Annotated in this window: 16 protein-coding genes; 10 read left to right on the top strand and 6 right to left on the bottom strand. The window is 69.7% G+C overall.

Annotated features, from left to right (window positions below):
* Window positions 1-24 precede the first annotated feature (24 nt).
* Window positions 25-1,233: an MFS transporter gene (locus ICN82_RS03755; protein WP_193179759.1), complete on the bottom strand. Its 1,209-nt coding sequence runs from the start codon at window positions 1,231-1,233 to the stop codon at window positions 25-27.
* 189 nt (window positions 1,234-1,422) lie between these two features.
* Here ICN82_RS03755 and ICN82_RS03750 point away from each other — a divergent pair, with 189 nt between their 5' ends.
* Window positions 1,423-2,010 carry a TetR/AcrR family transcriptional regulator gene (locus ICN82_RS03750; protein WP_193179757.1) on the top strand — a complete coding sequence of 196 codons (588 nt, stop codon included), beginning with the start codon at window positions 1,423-1,425 and terminating at the stop codon, window positions 2,008-2,010.
* A 3-nt stretch (window positions 2,011-2,013) separates the two neighbouring features.
* On the opposite strand, the gene ICN82_RS03745 is transcribed toward ICN82_RS03750, so the two are convergent.
* The 5 genes from ICN82_RS03745 to ICN82_RS03725 form a co-directional block, all read right to left on the bottom strand.
* Window positions 2,014-2,637, bottom strand: a complete 624-nt coding sequence (locus ICN82_RS03745) for a hypothetical protein (protein ID WP_330998958.1) — start codon at window positions 2,635-2,637, stop codon at window positions 2,014-2,016.
* Window positions 2,634-2,951: a hypothetical protein gene (locus tag ICN82_RS03740; RefSeq protein ID WP_193179755.1), complete on the bottom strand. Its 318-nt coding sequence runs from the start codon at window positions 2,949-2,951 to the stop codon at window positions 2,634-2,636. Before ICN82_RS03740 ends, ICN82_RS03745 begins: the two co-directional genes overlap by 4 nt.
* A gap of 255 nt (window positions 2,952-3,206) precedes the next feature.
* Window positions 3,207-4,577: an aspartate aminotransferase family protein gene (locus ICN82_RS03735; protein WP_193179753.1), complete on the bottom strand. Its 1,371-nt coding sequence runs from the start codon at window positions 4,575-4,577 to the stop codon at window positions 3,207-3,209.
* 33 nt (window positions 4,578-4,610) lie between these two features.
* A complete protein-coding gene (locus ICN82_RS03730; protein WP_193179751.1) occupies window positions 4,611-6,068 on the bottom strand; it encodes an NAD-dependent succinate-semialdehyde dehydrogenase in 1,458 nt (485 codons plus the stop codon).
* Between the two features lie 135 nt (window positions 6,069-6,203).
* Window positions 6,204-6,683, bottom strand: coding sequence for an Lrp/AsnC family transcriptional regulator (locus ICN82_RS03725; RefSeq protein ID WP_193179749.1), 480 nt, complete (start codon window positions 6,681-6,683; stop codon window positions 6,204-6,206).
* Window positions 6,684-6,756: 73 nt separating this feature from the next.
* Between ICN82_RS03725 and ehuR the strand changes: the two genes are divergently transcribed.
* From ehuR to doeA, 9 genes are all read left to right on the top strand, one after another.
* Window positions 6,757-8,133: a MocR-like ectoine utilization transcription factor EhuR gene (gene ehuR / locus ICN82_RS03720; RefSeq protein ID WP_193179747.1), complete on the top strand. Its 1,377-nt coding sequence runs from the start codon at window positions 6,757-6,759 to the stop codon at window positions 8,131-8,133.
* A gap of 158 nt (window positions 8,134-8,291) precedes the next feature.
* Window positions 8,292-9,302 (top strand): TRAP transporter substrate-binding protein, encoded by a 1,011-nt coding sequence (locus ICN82_RS03715; protein ID WP_193179745.1) that lies wholly within the window; start codon window positions 8,292-8,294, stop codon window positions 9,300-9,302.
* Window positions 9,303-9,435: 133 nt separating this feature from the next.
* Entirely contained in the window at window positions 9,436-10,032 is a 597-nt protein-coding gene (locus ICN82_RS03710; protein WP_193179809.1) for a TRAP transporter small permease, read from the top strand.
* A 3-nt stretch (window positions 10,033-10,035) separates the two neighbouring features.
* Window positions 10,036-11,322 (top strand): TRAP transporter large permease, encoded by a 1,287-nt coding sequence (locus ICN82_RS03705; protein ID WP_193179744.1) that lies wholly within the window; start codon window positions 10,036-10,038, stop codon window positions 11,320-11,322.
* Window positions 11,323-11,331: 9 nt separating this feature from the next.
* Entirely contained in the window at window positions 11,332-11,775 is a 444-nt protein-coding gene (locus ICN82_RS03700; protein WP_193179743.1) for a universal stress protein, read from the top strand.
* 3 nt (window positions 11,776-11,778) lie between these two features.
* Entirely contained in the window at window positions 11,779-12,498 is a 720-nt protein-coding gene (locus ICN82_RS03695) for a maleate cis-trans isomerase family protein (RefSeq protein ID WP_193179742.1), read from the top strand.
* Window positions 12,492-13,448, top strand: coding sequence for a hydroxyectoine utilization dehydratase EutB (eutB, locus tag ICN82_RS03690; protein ID WP_193179736.1), 957 nt, complete (start codon window positions 12,492-12,494; stop codon window positions 13,446-13,448). The genes ICN82_RS03695 and eutB overlap by 7 nt, the downstream gene beginning before the upstream one ends.
* Window positions 13,445-14,410, top strand: coding sequence for a cyclodeaminase (locus ICN82_RS03685; RefSeq protein ID WP_193179734.1), 966 nt, complete (start codon window positions 13,445-13,447; stop codon window positions 14,408-14,410). The genes eutB and ICN82_RS03685 overlap by 4 nt, the downstream gene beginning before the upstream one ends.
* A gap of 4 nt (window positions 14,411-14,414) precedes the next feature.
* A complete protein-coding gene (gene doeA / locus ICN82_RS03680) occupies window positions 14,415-15,614 on the top strand; it encodes an ectoine hydrolase DoeA (RefSeq protein WP_193179732.1) in 1,200 nt (399 codons plus the stop codon).
* The last annotated feature ends 33 nt before the right edge of the window (window positions 15,615-15,647 follow it).

The following is a 15,647-nucleotide window of genomic DNA, read 5'->3' as shown; positions in this document are numbered from 1 at the left end:
CCCCCGGCGGGGAAAGCCGCCGGGTCAGGCCACCACATGCAGCGGCGCATCCGCCCCGCGCCGCGGGCGCAGCCCCAGCAGCGCCAGCACCGCCAGCAGGATCAGCAGCCCGCCGGTCAGGGTGAAGGTCCCGGCATAGCCCTGCGCGGCGATCAGCGGGGTCGAGACCAGCGGCGACAGGAACTGCCCGGTGAAGACGCTGGTGGTGATCGCCCCGGCGGCCAGGCCGCGGCGATGCGCCGGGGCGACCTCGACCGCGACGCCCAGGAAGGTCGGCATCAGCAATCCGCCGCCCGCGCCGATCGCCGCCCCGCCCAGCAGCACCAGGCCGAATCCCTCCGCCGCCGCGAAGAGCAGGAAGCCCGCCGCGAAGAACAGGAATCCCAGCGCGGGCGTGCCGGCCCGCCCCAGCCGCAGCCGGACATGCCCGAACAGCAGCGAGCTGAAGCCGCCCGCCAGGGTCATCGCCCCCATCAGCAGCCCCGCCGCCTGCGGTTCGGGATGGCCCAGCGTGGCAAGGAAATAGGGCGCCTGGGTGGGCAGGAGGTAGAAGCAGACGAAGCACAGCGCCGCCAGCAGCACGACCAGCCCCAGCGTGGCGATCCAGCGCGGCTCGCCCTCGCCGGGCGGCACCGCCCCCCCGGCCGCGGCGGTGCCGGTCTGTGCCCGGCCCGTGCCCCTCAGCGACAGCATCATCAGCGGCAGGTACAGCAGGGCGACCCCGTAGATCACGAAGGGCCCGACCGGCGAGATCGCCGCCAGCCAGCCGGCCAGCATCAGGAAGATCAGCCCGCCGAAATTGGTGGCCGAGATCTGCAGCCCCATGAAATTCGACCGCGCCGTGCCGGTGAAGAAATCGCCGACCAGCGCCGTCTGGGCGGTCATGATCAGCGCGACGGACACGCCCAGCACCAGCCGCGACAGCAGCACGAGGTGAAGGCTGGGCAGGTACAGCCCGGCCGTGCCCGCCAGCGCGAAGAGCGCGACCCCGATCAGAAGCTGCGGGCGGCGGCCGAACCGGTCGGCCATGGCGCCGGCGAAGGGCGCCAGCAGCGCCACCATCAGCGAGGGCGCCGTCACCAGCAGGCGGGCCAGCAGCGCGGCATTCTCTTCCTCGGCAAAGCGCGCCTCGATCCCGGGAAGGGCGGGGCTGATGAGGCTGTTGGAGAGGATCGTCAGCGAAGCGGCCAGCAGCAGCGCGATGGCCCGGCGATCCCTGAGAAGGGTCAGCATGGTAAGGTCTCTTTGTCGGACGGGGCCCCGGCACCGGCCCTGGCCCGGACGGGCGGCGGGATGGCGGGGCGCTCGGCAATGGAAAACCCGCAACGGTCCGGGTAGGGGGAGGTCCGGGCCGCGCGGGTGATTGATTACGTTTTGCGGTTTCTGTAACCTGAACACGTCTCGAAGTCAAGGAGGAGCAGCGTGCCCAGAACCGGATTGTCCCCCGAGGCCGTGCGCCGCCGGGCCGTCGCCATCGCTGCGGAGCGCATCCGGACACATGGCTTCGCCAAGCTGCGCCTGGCCGAGGTGGCGCGCGACATGGGCGTCAGCCACGCGGCGCTTTATGCCCATTTCCGCGACAAGGCGGCGCTGCTGGACGGGGTCACGGGCTCCTGGCTGGAGGAGGCGCGGGCCGAGACGGCGGCGATCTGTTCGCGGCCGGGCCCGGCGACGGACCGGATCGAGACCTGGTTCCTGGCCCGCTACCGGCTGAAAAGCGCGCGGGCGCGTTCCGACCCGGAGGTGTTCTTCGGGTTCAACGCCGCCACCAGCGAGGACCGTCCGGTGATCCGGGCGCATCTGGAGGCGATGACCGGCGAACTGGCGGGGCTGCTGGCGGAGGCCGGGCTCGGCGGCCTGCCCGAGGCGCAGATGCTGGAAGAGGCGATGGCCTGTTTCCTGCATCCCGCGCTGATCACCTGCGGCCCCCATCCCGGGCGCGAGGCCGCGCTGTGCCGGCTGCTGCGGATCGTGCTGGCAGGGCTGGCGGCACAGGGGCGCGGGGCCTGAGCGTCAGCCGCGGCGCATCCAGCGGAAGATCATCATCAGCACCAGCGTCGTGGCCACCAGCCCCGCCAGATCGCCGAGCGCATAGACCAGCGCCACGGCAACCGCCTGTCCGGGCTGGATCAGGTCGGCGAAGACCAGCCCCTGTCCGGCGGAATTCAGCAACGAAGCCAGCATCCCCGCCAGCAGCAGCCAGCGCCAGTGCACCCGGCGCTCCTGTCCGGCGGCAAGCGGGCGTCCCGCCAGCCGCATCAGGGCGAAGGCGGCCGGGGCGGCGGCGGCCCCGATGAGGATCGACACGAGGATCACGGGATCCGTGGCGGCGAACAGCGTCGGCGGCGTGAACAGCAGTTCCGACAGGAAGGCCCCCGCCGCCAGCGGCAGGATGGCCCGCCCGCCCAGCAGCCAGGCGGAGAGGACCCGCACGCCATGGGGCAGGTAGAGCAGGCTGGCAAAGGCGGTGATCCCGGGAAACAGCTCCGCCTGCAAGGGCGTGACCAGCCGCGCGGTCAGCCCGTGGCAGAGGATATAGGCCATCACCACCACCGCGATCGGGACCAGCCTGGCCCTGATCGTGCCACGGGAGGCATCCGGCGCGGGGGTGCTGCCGGGCGGGGCCGATACGCTCACAGCCGCGCGAGCTGATCGCCGATGCGATCGCTGCGCACCGTGTAGCTCTTGGCCCGCGATCCGGTGGCCCGTTCCAGGAAGCCGCAGCCCAGAAGGCTGCGCACCGCCCGGTAGAAGGTCGCCTGCGTCACCGAGGCCACCAGCGGATGCGACCGGATCTGGTCCGAACTGACCACCGCGCCGGGGGTCACGCTCAGGCTGTGCGCGGCCAGCAGCACGTCGCGCTCGGTCCGGCTCAGCCGGTCGAGGCCGACATCGCGCTCCAGCTGGCGCAGCATCTCGCGCAGTTCGAAGATCGAGGAAAGCCTGTCCATGCGACATGATCCCCTAGCCGGGCGACACCGTCAACCATGACGGGAGGGTCCCGGGCACTGACTTAGAGGAAATTTCACCAAATTTTATCAAGTTGATAATCTATTGGCATTGAGGCGCTTTCATGCTAAGTGGCTCTGAGCGTTGATTTCCCTTCCCGGAGCTTCGCCCATATTTTCAGCATGCCAGCCCCGGAGACCTTGGTCGCCGGGGCTTTTTTCTGCCGGGGCAGGGGGCGCCCCTGCCGCCGGATGCGCTCAGCCCAGCACCGCCGCCACGGCGTCGCGGGTGACCGAGACGATGGTGTCGGCCTCCTCGCGGGTCAGGCACAGCGGCGGGGCGAAGCCCAGGATGTCGCCCTGCGGCATGGCCCGGGCGATCACGCCGCGCTCCAGCATCGCCGCGACCACCTTGGCGCCCTTGCCCTCGGAGGCCTCGAAGAAGCGGCGGCTGTCGCGGTCGGCGACCAGCTCCACCGCGCAGAGCATGCCCTCGCCGCGGACCTCGCCGACATTGGGATGATCCCCCAGCGCGGCCTGCATCTGGTCCTGCAGGTAGCGCCCGGTCGTCCCGGCATTCTCCACCAGCCCCAGCTCGTCGATCAGCTTCAGGTTGGCGATCCCTGCCGCGGCGCCGATCGGGTGGGCGGAATAGGTCCAGCCATGGCCCAGAACGCCGTTCTCGTCGGTGCCGCGTGCCAGCACGTCCCACATCCGCTGCGACACGATCGAGGCCGAAAGCGGCGCATAGGCCGAGGTCAGCCCCTTGGCCGAGGTGATCAGGTCGGGGCGCATCCCGTAATGGTCCGAGCCGAACATCGTGCCTAGCCGCCCGAAGCCGGTCACGACCTCGTCGGCCACCAGAAGGATGTCATGGCGGTCCAGAACCTCCTGGATGGCCGGCCAGTAGCCCGCGGGCGGCGGCACGATCCCGCCGGTGCCCAACACCGGCTCGCCGATGAAGGCGGCGATGGTGTCGGCGCCCTCGCGGGCGATCAGCGCCTCCAGCTCGGCGACGCAATGGGCGGTGAACTGCGCCTCGGACATGGCCGCATCGGGGCGGCGGAAGTAATAGGGCGCCTCGGTATGGATCACCTGTTCCAGCGGCAGGTCGAACTTGCGGTGGAACAGCTCCAGCCCGGTCAGCGACCCGGTCATCAGCCCCGAGCCGTGATAGCCGCGCCAGCGCGAGATGATCTTCTTCTTCTGCGGACGGCCGAGGATGTTGTTGTAATACCAGATCAGCTTGATGTTGGTTTCGTTGGCATCCGAGCCGCCCAGCCCGAAATAGACCCGCGCCATGTGGTCGGGCGCGCGGTCCATGACCATCTTGGACAGGGTGATCGAGGCTTCGGAGCCGTGCCCGGCATAGGCGTGGTAATAGGCCAGCTCGCGCGCCTGCGCGGCGATGGCCTCGGCGATTTCCTGGCGGCCATAGCCGACATTGACGCAGTAGAGCCCGGCGAACCCGTCCAGCAGGCGGTTGCCGTCGCGGTCGGTGATATGGACGCCCTCGCCGCCGGTCACGACGCGCTGCGCCGCCTCGCCGCGGGCGAACTGGCCCAGATGGGTCGAGGGGTGGAAGAAGTTCTCGCGGTCCCATTTCCCGAGCTGGTCATTGGTAAGCATGTCGTTTTCCTTGCAGTTTCGGCAGGCCGGGGTTCAGCCCCAGTCGCGGCAGACGTATTTGATGTCGGTGAAGGCCTCGAGCCCCTGGCGCGCGCCCTCGCGGCCCAGGCCCGATTGCTTGACGCCGCCGAAGGGGATCGGCGCGCCGGTGACCTTGGTGCGGTTGACCGCCACCATCCCGAATTGCAGCGCGCGCGTCATGCGGTAGATGCGCCGCGGATCGAGGCTGTGCAGATAGGCGACCAGCCCGTATTCGGTGGCATTGGCGCGGGCGATGACCTCCTCCTCGGTGTCGAAGGCGGCGACCGGCGCGACCGGGCCGAAGCTTTCCTCCGACATGATCGCCGCGCTGTCCGGCACATCGGCCAGCACGGTGGGGCGGAAGAACAGCCGCCCCAGGCTCTCGTCCACGCCGCCGCCGGTCAGGACCCGCGCGCCTTTCGACAGCGCGTCGGCGACATGGGCCTCCTGCTTGGCGATGGCGCGGTCATGGATCAGCGGGCCGATATCGGGATCGTCCATCCCGCGCCCCAGGCTCAGCGCGGCCGTCGCCTCGGCGAAGCGGGCGCAGAATTCGTCATAGACCGGGCGCTGCACGTAGAAGCGGTTCGCGCCCAGGCAGTCCTGGCCCGAGGTGGCGAATTTCGCCTTTACCGCCTCGGCCACGGCGCGGTCCAGATCGGCCCCCTGGAAGACGATGAAGGGCGCATGTCCGCCCAGTTCCAGCACCAGCCGTTTCACCGTGTCGGCGGATTGCCGGTAGAGCAGCCGCCCGATCTCGGTGGAGCCGGTGAAGGACAGCGCGCGCACCCGCGCATCGGCGGTCCATTCGCCGACGATGGCGGCGGCATCGCCGATCACCGTGTTGACCACGCCCGGCGGGAACCCCGCCCGCCGCGCCAGCTCTGCCAGCGCCAGCGCCGAAAGCGGCGTCTCGGCCGAGGGATGGATCACGACCGTGCAGCCCGCCGCCAGCGCCGCCGCGGCCTTGCGGGTGATCATCGCGCAGGGGAAGTTCCAGGGCGTGACCAGCGCCGCGACGCCCACGGGTTCGCGCCACAGCTCCATCTCGGCATCGGCCAGGTGGCTGGTGACGCCCTCGATATTGGGGCGCAGCGCCTCCTCGGCATAGAATTGCACGAAGCTGGCGGCATAGTCGATCTCGCCGCGCGCCTCGCCGATGGGCTTGCCCTGCTCGGCGACCATGATCCGCGCCAGGTCCTCCTTCGCCGCGACGATCAGGCCGTGCCAGCGATGCAGGATCGCGGCACGGTCCTGCGGCAGGGTGGTCGCCCAGGGCCCGAAGGCGCCATCGGCGGCGTCCACCGCCGCGCGGGCGCCCCTCGCATCGCTGATCGTCACCTGCGCCACCAGGGTGCCGTCGGCCGGGTCGCGCACGGCAAGCCGGCCCGCGCCGGGAAAGTCCCCCTGCAAGGGCAGAAGCTCCGGATCCGAGATCCCGAGGGTCGGTCGGTTCGACAGATCGCTCATGGCTGCACCTCCTTGTCGAGGGCATCCTGCCCCCGGCGCGGCAGAGGGTTTGCCTTGATTTCGCCGCCGCGGCAGAGGGATCCTCTGTTCTGCGCGCATCCCGGCGGCAAAGTCTCTGCCCCCGGGCGGGGAGGCTCAGCCGCGCAGCAGTCCCAGCGCGGGCGGGTCGTCCTTCACCGGCTTGGTGACGATATAGCTGTAATAGCGGCGCAGCCCCGCCCGGCTTTCCAGAAGGGCATCCATCAGCTCCTGGAAGGCGGCGACATCGCGGGCGACCACCTGCATCAGGTAGTCATAGCCGCCGCCGATCGCCCAGCAGCCGGTCACCTCGTCAAGCTGGGCGATGCGGCGTTCGAAGACCTGGAAACTCTCGGCGCGGTGGCTTTCCAGCTCCACCGTGACGAAGACCTGCACATGCGGTCCCAGCCGCGCCAGGTCGATCTCGGCGCGGTAGCCGGCGATCAGCCCGGCCTTCTCCAGCCGCTTCATGCGGTCCCAGCAGGGCGTGGGCGACAGGTTCACCCGGGCGGCAAGCTCGGTCTTGGCGATGCGGCCCTCGCGGCACAGCGTGGCGAGGATCGCGATATCTCGGTCATCTAGGCGGGCGGCATCCATGCCCCGCTTGTCCCGGCGAAAACCGCCGCTGTCAATCTGGACAAGCCGCCGCGCCTGGGGGACGGTGCCCCGCATGTCGCACTGGCCGCTCCGCCCCGAGGATATCACCCGCCCCGCCTATCGCAGCCTGGCGCAGGGCATCGTCGCCGCCATCGGCGCGGGCCGGCTGCGCCCGGGCGACCGGCTGCCTGCCCATCGCGACCTGGCCTGGCGGCTGGGCGTGTCGGTGCAGACGGTCAGCCGCGCCTATGAGGAACTGATCCGCGCCGACCTGGTCTCGGGCGAGGTGGGGCGCGGCAGTTTCGTGAAATCGGGGCTGCGCGAGGCCTCCGAGATCCCCTGGTATCGCGCCGGGGCGGGCAAGCCGCCGCGCGACCTGTCGCTGATGACCCCGGTGCATCTGCCCGAGATCGCCGAGGCCTGGGCCGACACGATGGGGCGGCTGGCGGCGCGGATGCCGCAGGATGCGATGTTCGCGCTGCATCCCGACCGCATCGCCGCGCGCCACGGCGCCACGGCCACCGGATGGCTGGCGCGCTGCGGGCTGATCGTGCAGTCCAGCCGCGTCCTGGTCACCAACGGCGTGACCCCCGCGATGTTCGTGGCGCTGATGACCGTGGCGCAGAAGGGCGACGAGATCGCCGCCGAGGCGGTCACCAGCCACCCGCTGAAACCCGCCGCCCAGCAGCTGGGCCTGAGGCTGCGCGGCATTGCCGAGGATGCGCGCGGCATGCTGCCCGAGGCGCTGCTGGCGACGGCGGCGGGATCGGGCGGGCGGCTCAAGGCGGTGTATCTGCTGCCCTCGGGGGCCGGGCCGCGGGCCCAGGTGATGGACCGGGACCGCCGCGCCGCGCTGGCCCGCGCGGCGGCCGAGGCGGGGATCTACATCCTCGAATGCGATCCGCTGGGGCCGCTGCTGTCGCGCCGCCCGCCGCCGGTGGCCAGCTTCGCCCCGGACCGCACCTTCTATGTCACCGGGCTGAGCAAATGCCTGTCGCCGGGTCTGCGCTACGGTCTTCTCGCGATGCCCGATCGTCTGGCGGTGCGCGCAGAAAACCGGCACCTCTCGATTTCGTGGATGGCCACGCCGCTGATGGCCGAGATCGCCGCCGACTGGATCGACAGCGGCATGGCCGACAACCTCCTGGCGGCGCAGCGCCGCGAGCTGGCGGCGCGCAACCGCCTGGCGCAGAGATACCTGGGCGCGGCCAGCCTGGGATTCGCCCAGGGGCTGCATCGCTGGCTGCTGCTGCCCGAGGGGCTGAGCGAGCGCGCCTTCCAGCGCCAGGCGCTGCATAACCGCGTTGCCGTGTCGCCCGGGGAGAGCTTCGCGCTGTCGGACCGGCGCGCGGCGATCCGCATCTGCCTGGGCGGCACCGGACGGGGCGACCTGGAGCAGGCGCTGGCCGCGCTGACGGCGCTGCTGCCGGTTTGCGATGCGCCGGTCTGAGCGCGGCCCGGGGCGGGCCGCAAATTGTCATGATTTAATATAGACATTGACTTGCTTATTTCCCGCTTCAGGTTGGGGGCATCCGCGCGGGTTCCGGCCCGCAACCTGAAACCAGCCCGGCAGAGTGAAGGCCGGGGCCGAAAGACAGGGGAAACCACGTGACCTGCAAGACATTCTTCGCCACCACCGCCGCCGTCCTGGCACTCAGCGCGGGTGCCGCGACCGCCGATACCTGGCGCTACGCCTTCGAGGAGGCGATGGACGAGGTCCAGGGCAAGTTCGCCCAGAAGTTCAAGGAAGAGATCGAGGCCAATTCCGATCACGAGATCCAGCTTTTCCCCTTCGGGACGCTGGGCGAGTCCGCCGACACGATGGAACAGGCGCAGTCGGGCATCCTGCAATTCGTCGACCAGTCGCCGGGCTTCACCGGCGCGCTGATCCCCGAGGCCCAGGTCTTCTTCGTCCCCTACCTGCTGCCGCAGGACGAGGAGCAGCTGGCCAGCTTCTTCAAGAACTCCAAGGCGATCAACGAGCTGTTCCCGCCGCTCTATGCCGAACAGGGGCTGGAGCTGCTGACCATGTTCCCCGAGGGCGAGGTGATGATGACCACCGCCGAGGCGGTCACCGGTCCCGACGACCTCGACGAGGTGAAGTTCCGCGTGATGACCAACCCGCTGCTGGTGGAAAGCTACCGCGCCTTCGGCGCGACGCCGACGCCGCTGCCCTGGGGCGAGGTCTATGGCGCGCTGCAGACCGGCATCATCCAGGGCCAGGAGAACCCGGCCTTCTTCATCGAATCGACCAAGATGTACGAGGTGACCGACCACATCACCCGCACCGGTCACAACAACTTCACCACCGCGGTGATGGCCAACAAGGACTTCTATGACGGCCTCTCCGAGGAGGATCAGACGGTGATCGCCGACGCGATCGACGCGGCCTTCGACTACATCATCGACTACCAGAAGGGCCTGACCGAGGAGTCGCTGGAGAAGATCAAGGAAGCCAAGCCCTCGATCACCATCACGACGCTCAGCGACGAGGAACGCCAGCCCTTCATGGATACCGCCGATTCCGTCGAGCAGGAATTCCTCGAGATCGGCGGCGACCAGGCCCAGGAGATCCTGGACCAGCTGAAGGCCGATCTTGAGGCTGCCGCCGACAGCTGAGCGCGCGGCTGACGATCTGCGCCCCGCCCGGTCCGCCGGGCGGGGGCACCCCCTCCCTCCCCCGCAGAAGACCGAGGACCGTGCCATGACGTCCCCGCAAGACCCGGCCGCTGCGCCGGATCCGCATGTCGAGATGCCGTCCCCGGCGATCGATGACGATATCGACGATGCAGGCTATGTCTCGGGCCTGCCGGGCGTGCTGGGCGTGGTCGACGCCGCGGTGGCGCGCATCGAGGCGGTCCTGCTGGCCGTCGGCGTCCTGCTGATGGCGCTCAACACCATCGCCAATGTCGTCGGGCGCTACCTGCTGTCGCAGAGCCTGTTCTTCTCCGAGGAACTGAACCAGGCGCTGATCGTGCTGATCACCTTCGCGGGGATTTCCTATGCCGCGCGCCATGGCCGCCATATCCGCATGTCCGCCTTCTTCGATGCCGCGCCGCCGCGGCTGCGCAAGGCGATGATGGTGGTGATCGCGGCCGTGACCGCGGCGGCGATGTTCCTGCTGGCCTGGTACGCGGTGCAGTATGTTTCGGCCCAGGCCTCGCGCGGGCGGCTTCTGCCGGCGCTGCAGATCCCCGTCTGGTGGATCATCGTCTGGGCGCCGCTGGGGTTCTTCCTGACCGGGCTGCAATATGCCCTGACCGCGATCAAGAACATGATCCACAAGGATATCTGGCTCTCGACAAGCACGCTCGAAGGCTATGACGACACCGGCGAAGAGGAGGTCTGAGCCATGACCCTCGCCATTTTCGGTACCATGATCCTGCTGCTTCTGGCCGGGTTTCCCATGATGATCCCGCTGATCGCCGGGTCGCTGATCGGGTTCGTCGCGCTGTTCGGCGGGATGGGCCAGCTGGATACCATGGTCCAGCAGATCCTGGGCGGCATCCGTCCCGCCAGCCTGATCGCGGTGCCGATGTTCATCTTCGCCGCCGACATCATGACCCGCGGACAATCCGCCAGCCGGCTGATCGACCTGGTGATGGCCTTCGTCGGCCATCTCAAGGGCGGGCTGGCCGTGTCCACCGCCGCGGCCTGCACGCTGTTCGGCGCGGTTTCGGGATCCACCCAGGCGACGGTGGTCGCGGTGGGCGGCCCGCTGCGGCCGCGGATGCTGCGGGCGGGATATGGCGACAGCTTCTCTCTGGCGCTGATCGTCAATGCCTCCGACATCGCCTTCCTGATCCCGCCCTCGATCGGCATGATCATCTACGGCGTGGTCTCGGGCACATCGATTTCGGAACTGTTCATCGCCGGGATCGGGCCGGGGGTGCTGATCCTCGTGCTCTTCTCGATCTATTCCTGGCTCTATGCCCGCCGCCATGACGTGCCGACCGAACCCAGGGCCTCCTGGCCCGAGCGCGGCCGCGCGATGCGCCGCGCGCTGTGGCCGCTGGGCTTTCCGGTGATCATCGTCGGCGGCATCTATGGCGGCATCTTCTCGCCCACCGAGGCGGCGGCGGCCTGCGTGCTCTACGCGCTGATCCTGGAAATGGTCGTCTTCCGCGAGATGTCGGTGAAACAGCTCTATGCCACCGCGAAATCCACCGGCCTGATCACCGCCGTGGTCTTCATCCTCGTGGGGGCGGGCGCGGCGTTTTCCTATGTCATCAGCTTTGCCCAGATCCCCCAGCAGGTGCTGGGCGGCATCGGCATCGACGAGATGGGGCAGTACGGGGTGCTGTTCACCATCTCCATCGCCTTCTTCGTGGGCTGCATGTTCGTCGATCCGATCGTGGTGATCCTGATCCTGGTGCCGATCTTCGCGCCGGTGGTGGATTCGGTGGGGCTCGACCCGGTGCTGGTGGGCACGATCATCACGCTGCAGGTCGCCATCGGCAGCGCCACGCCGCCCTTCGGCTGCGACATCTTCACGGCCATCGCCGTGTTCAAGCGGCCCTATGCCGAGGTCGTCAAGGGCACGCCGCCCTTCATCCTGATGCTGCTGAGCGTGGCGGTGCTGCTGATCTTCTTCCCGCAGATCGCGCTTTTCCTGCGCGACCTGGCATTCGACAAGTGAGGCAAGGCGATGTTCAAGCGGATACTGGTCGCCTATGACGGGTCGCGCGGCGCGGATGCCGCGACGGTCAAGGCGGCGGAACTGGCGGTGCTCAGCGGGGCGGAAATGCTGGTGCTGACGGTCTACCGGCACCACTCGATGCTGGAGGCCTCGCTGTCGATGGTGCGCGGCACCGATGTCGACGGGCGCGGGCTGGATGACACGATGCGGGCCTATGCCCGCGAGGCGGCGGAGGCCGGCAAGGCCCGGGCCCGCGCGGTGGGCGCGCAGAAGGTGCAGGCCTTCATCAAGGGCGGCAATTATGCGCGCACCATCGTCGCCTTCGCCCGCGAGAAGGGATGCGACCTGATCGTCGTGGGCTCGCGCGGGCTGGGATCCTCCGAGGGCTACATGCTGGGTTCGGTCAGCCACAAGGTGACCAGCCTGACCGACACGCCGATCCTGGTGATCTGAGCCATGACCTCCGACATGCTGCGCCGCGACGCGGTCCGGCGCTTCGGTCTGATCGCCCTGGCCACCGACATGACGATCGAGGGCGATGCGCAGCGGCTGATGCCGCCGGGCACGCAGCTGCACGTGACGCGCATCGCCTTCGACAACCCGACCACGCCGGAGAACCTGCGCCGGACCGGGCCGCGCCTGGCCGAGGCGGCGGGGCTGATCCTGCCGGGCGTCGCGCTTGATGGCATGATCTTCGGCTGCACCTCCGCCAGTGCCGTGCTGGGGGCGGATCTGGACCGGCTGGCCGGGGGGCGGGCGCCGCTGACCTCGCCGCTTTCGGCGGCGCGCAGGGCCTGCGCCGCGCTGGGGATCGGGTCGCTGTCGCTTCTGACCCCCTATATCCCCGAGACCACGGACCTGGTCGGCGATCACCTGGAGGCGGGCGGGCTGCGGGTGCTGGCCCGCCATTCGATGGGCCATCGCGATGACCGCGACATGGCGATGCTGACGCCGGAGGCGGTGATCGAGGCGGCGCTGGCCGCCGATCATCCGCATGCGGAGGCGCTGTTCCTGTCCTGCACGGCGCTTCCGGCCGTGGGCGTGATCGACCGGATCGAGGATCGCCTGGGCAAGCCGGTGCTGAGTTCAAACCAGGTGGCCTTCTGGGCGATGCTGGCAGCGGCGGGCGTCGCGGGCCGGGGGCCGGGACGGCTGTTCGGAGACCGGCGATGGTAGGGCTCGACGAGATCCGCATGGCGGCCGCGCGCATCGCGCCGATGATCCGCCGCACGCCGCTGCGGGTCTCGCGGGGGCTGACGGACATGGCCGGCGGGCCGGTCTGGCTGAAATGCGAGCATCACCAGGAGACCGGCGCCTTCAAGCTGCGCGGCGCGTCCAACGCGGCGGCCGGGCTGGGCCGGGTCGCGGGGGTCACCACCGCCTCCACCGGCAATCACGGCCGCGCGCTGGCCCATGCCGCGCGGGCGCTGGGGATCCCGGCGGTGATCTGCATGTCGCGGCTGGTCCCGGCCAACAAGATCGCCGCGATCGAGGCGCTGGGGGCCGAGGCGCGCATCACCGGCGCCAGCCAGGACGAGGCCTTCGACGAGGCGCGGCGGCTGGTGCGCGAGGAAGGCTTCGCGCTGGTCCCGCCCTTCGACGATGCGGCGGTGATCGCCGGGCAGGGCACGCTGGGGCTGGAGATCCTCGAGGATCTGCCGGAGGCGGCGGCGATCGCCATTCCCCTGTCGGGGGGTGGGCTGCTGGCGGGGGTGGCGGCGGCGGCCAGGGCGCTGCGCCCCGATATCCGCATCATCGGCATCTCGATGGAGCGCGGCGCGGCCATGGCGGCCAGCCTTGCCGCCGGGCATCCCGTCGATGTCGAGGAGCTGGAGACGCTGGCCGACAGCCTGGGCGGCGGCATCGGCCTGGAAAATCGCCTGACCTTCGCCATGTGCCGCGACCTGATGGACGATCTGATCCTGCTGGAGGAGGCGGAGATCGCCGCGGGCATCCGCTGGCTGGCCCGGGAAGAGGGCGAGACCGTGGAGGGCGCCGCGGCGGTCGGGGCGGCGGCGGTGCTGGCGGGCAGGCTCGATGCCCGGGCCGGGCCGCTTGTCCTGCTGCTGTCGGGCGGAAATATCGATCCCGCGCTGCACGCGGCCATCCTGAAGGGGGAAAGATGAGCGAGATCCGCATCCTGCACGAGGCCGAGCTGCGCGCGGGCGTCGCGCTGGACCTGCAGGCGGTCGAGGTGGTCGAACAGGCCTTCGCCGCCCTGGCCGGGGGCAGCGTGGAGATGCCGCCGGTGCTGTCGATGCACATGCCCGATGTGAATGGCGAGGTGGACGTGAAGACCGCCTATGTGCCGGGCCTGCCGGGCTTCGCGGTCAAGATCTCGCCGGGCTTCTTCGACAATCCCGCGCGGGGGCTGCCCTCCACCTCGGGGCTGATGGTGGTGCTCTCGGCGCGGACCGGCCGGGTGAAGGCGGTCCTGCTGGATAACGGCTATCTGACCGATGTGCGCACCGCCGCCGCGGGCGGCGTGGCGGCGCGGCACCTGGCGCGGGCGGATGCGTCGCGCGCGGCGATCTTCGGGGCCGGGCTGCAGGCGCGGATGCAGCTCCGGGCGCTCTGCCTGGTGCGTCCCGTGACGCGGGCGCTGGTCTGGGCGCGCGATCCCGGCCGGGCGCGGGCGATGGCGGCCGAGATGAGCGGGCCGGACCTGCGGGTGGAGGCCTGCGCCGATCCGGCCGAGGCGGCGGGTTTCGCCGATGTCATCGTCACCACCACCCCCGCGACGGCGCCGATCCTGATGGCGGACTGGCTGCGCCCGGGCCAGCATGTGACGGCCATGGGCAGCGACCAGGCGGGCAAGGGCGAACTGGATCCCGCTTGCCTCGGGCGCGCCGATCTCTACGTTGCCGACAGGCTTGCCCAGACCCGCAGGATGGGCGAGCTGCGCGCCGCGCTGGCGGCCGGGACGATCGCCGATGACGGGACCCTTCCCGAACTGGGCGATGTGGTCACGGGGCGCCATCCGGGCCGCCGCGCGCCCGGGGACATCACCATCGCCGACCTGACCGGGACCGGCGTGCAGGATACCGCGATTGCCACCAGGGCGCTGGCCGCCCTTGATCAGGACTGAACCGATGAACAAGCTGCAGAGAACGCCGGAACGCTATACCACCGCCGAATACGAGGAGCGGCTGGTCAGGATCCGCGCCCGGATGGAGCGCGAGGGCTTCGACATGCTGATCCTGTCGGACCCCTCCAACATGTCCTGGGTCTCGGGCTATGGCGGCTGGTCCTTCTACGTGCATCAATGCGTGGTCGTGGGCCCGGACGGGCCGCCCGTCTGGTTCGGCCGCGGCCAGGATGCGCAGGGCGCCTATCGCACCGTCTGGATGCAGCGCGACCGGGTGATCGGCTATCCCGACCATTACGTGCAGTCCACCGAGCGACACCCGATGGAATATCTCTGCGCCCGGCTGAAGGACATGGGCTGGGACAAGGGCCATATCGGCGTGGAGATGGACAATTACTGGTATTCCGCGCGCGCCCATGAACGGCTGACCGCCGGGCTGCCCGACGCGACCTTCAAGGATGCGACCGGCTTCATCAACTGGCAGCGTTCGGTGAAATCCGAGAAGGAGCTGGATTACATGCGCTCGGCCGCGCGGCTGGTCGAACGGATGCATCGCCGCATCGCCGAGAAGGTCGAGGTCGGCATCCGCAAATGCGACCTGGTGGCCGATATCTACGATGCGGGCCTGCGCTATGATGACTGGGAGGGCCATGGCGGCGACTACCCGGCGATCGTGCCGCTCCTGCCCTCCGGGCCGGATGCCGCCGCGCCGCACCTGACCTGGGACGACCTGCCGATGAAGCCCGACGAGGGCACCTTCTTCGAGATCGCGGGCTGCTATCAGCGCTATCACGTGCCCCTGTCGCGCACGATCTACCTGGGCAAGCCGCCGGGCCATATCCTCGATGCCGAACAGGCCGTGCTGGAGGGGATGGAGGCCGGGCTCGAGGCCGCGCGGCCGGGCAATACCTGCGAGGACATCGCCATCGGCTTCTTCTCGGCGCTGGAACGCCACGGCATCCAGAAGGACAACCGCGCGGGCTATTCGATCGGGCTGAGCTATCCCCCCGACTGGGGCGAGCGGACGATGTCGATCCGCCGCGGCGACCGCACCGTGCTGCAGCCGGGGATGACCTTCCATTTCATGACCGGGCTGTGGATGGACAGCTGGGGCTACGAGACCACGGAATCCATCGCGATTTCCGAGGAGGGCCCGCCCGAGGTGTTCTGCAACATCCCGCGCAAGATGCTGATCAAGGACTGAGGTGACGGGGCCCGCCCGGATGGCGGGCCCCGC

This window comes from Mangrovicoccus algicola, assembly GCF_014903745.1.
GTDB lineage: Bacteria > Pseudomonadota > Alphaproteobacteria > Rhodobacterales > Rhodobacteraceae > Mangrovicoccus > Mangrovicoccus algicola.
Note: the sequence above shows the minus strand (reverse complement) of the source record. Positions and strands in the feature narration are given on the sequence as shown.

Coding starts and splice junctions, on each gene's coding strand:
- ICN82_RS03730 (WP_193179751.1), bottom strand. CDS start 6,068: ATGAGCGATCTGTCGAACCGACCGACCCTCGGGATCTCGGATCCGGAG.
- ICN82_RS03710 (WP_193179809.1), top strand. CDS start 9,436: ATGCCGTCCCCGGCGATCGATGACGATATCGACGATGCAGGCTATGTC.
- ICN82_RS03685 (WP_193179734.1), top strand. CDS start 13,445: ATGAGCGAGATCCGCATCCTGCACGAGGCCGAGCTGCGCGCGGGCGTC.
- ICN82_RS03755 (WP_193179759.1), bottom strand. CDS start 1,233: ATGCTGACCCTTCTCAGGGATCGCCGGGCCATCGCGCTGCTGCTGGCC.
- ICN82_RS03740 (WP_193179755.1), bottom strand. CDS start 2,951: ATGGACAGGCTTTCCTCGATCTTCGAACTGCGCGAGATGCTGCGCCAG.
- eutB (WP_193179736.1), top strand. CDS start 12,492: ATGGTAGGGCTCGACGAGATCCGCATGGCGGCCGCGCGCATCGCGCCG.
- ICN82_RS03705 (WP_193179744.1), top strand. CDS start 10,036: ATGACCCTCGCCATTTTCGGTACCATGATCCTGCTGCTTCTGGCCGGG.
- ICN82_RS03700 (WP_193179743.1), top strand. CDS start 11,332: ATGTTCAAGCGGATACTGGTCGCCTATGACGGGTCGCGCGGCGCGGAT.
- ICN82_RS03725 (WP_193179749.1), bottom strand. CDS start 6,683: ATGGATGCCGCCCGCCTAGATGACCGAGATATCGCGATCCTCGCCACG.
- ICN82_RS03695 (WP_193179742.1), top strand. CDS start 11,779: ATGACCTCCGACATGCTGCGCCGCGACGCGGTCCGGCGCTTCGGTCTG.
- ehuR (WP_193179747.1), top strand. CDS start 6,757: ATGTCGCACTGGCCGCTCCGCCCCGAGGATATCACCCGCCCCGCCTAT.
- ICN82_RS03735 (WP_193179753.1), bottom strand. CDS start 4,577: ATGCTTACCAATGACCAGCTCGGGAAATGGGACCGCGAGAACTTCTTC.
- doeA (WP_193179732.1), top strand. CDS start 14,415: ATGAACAAGCTGCAGAGAACGCCGGAACGCTATACCACCGCCGAATAC.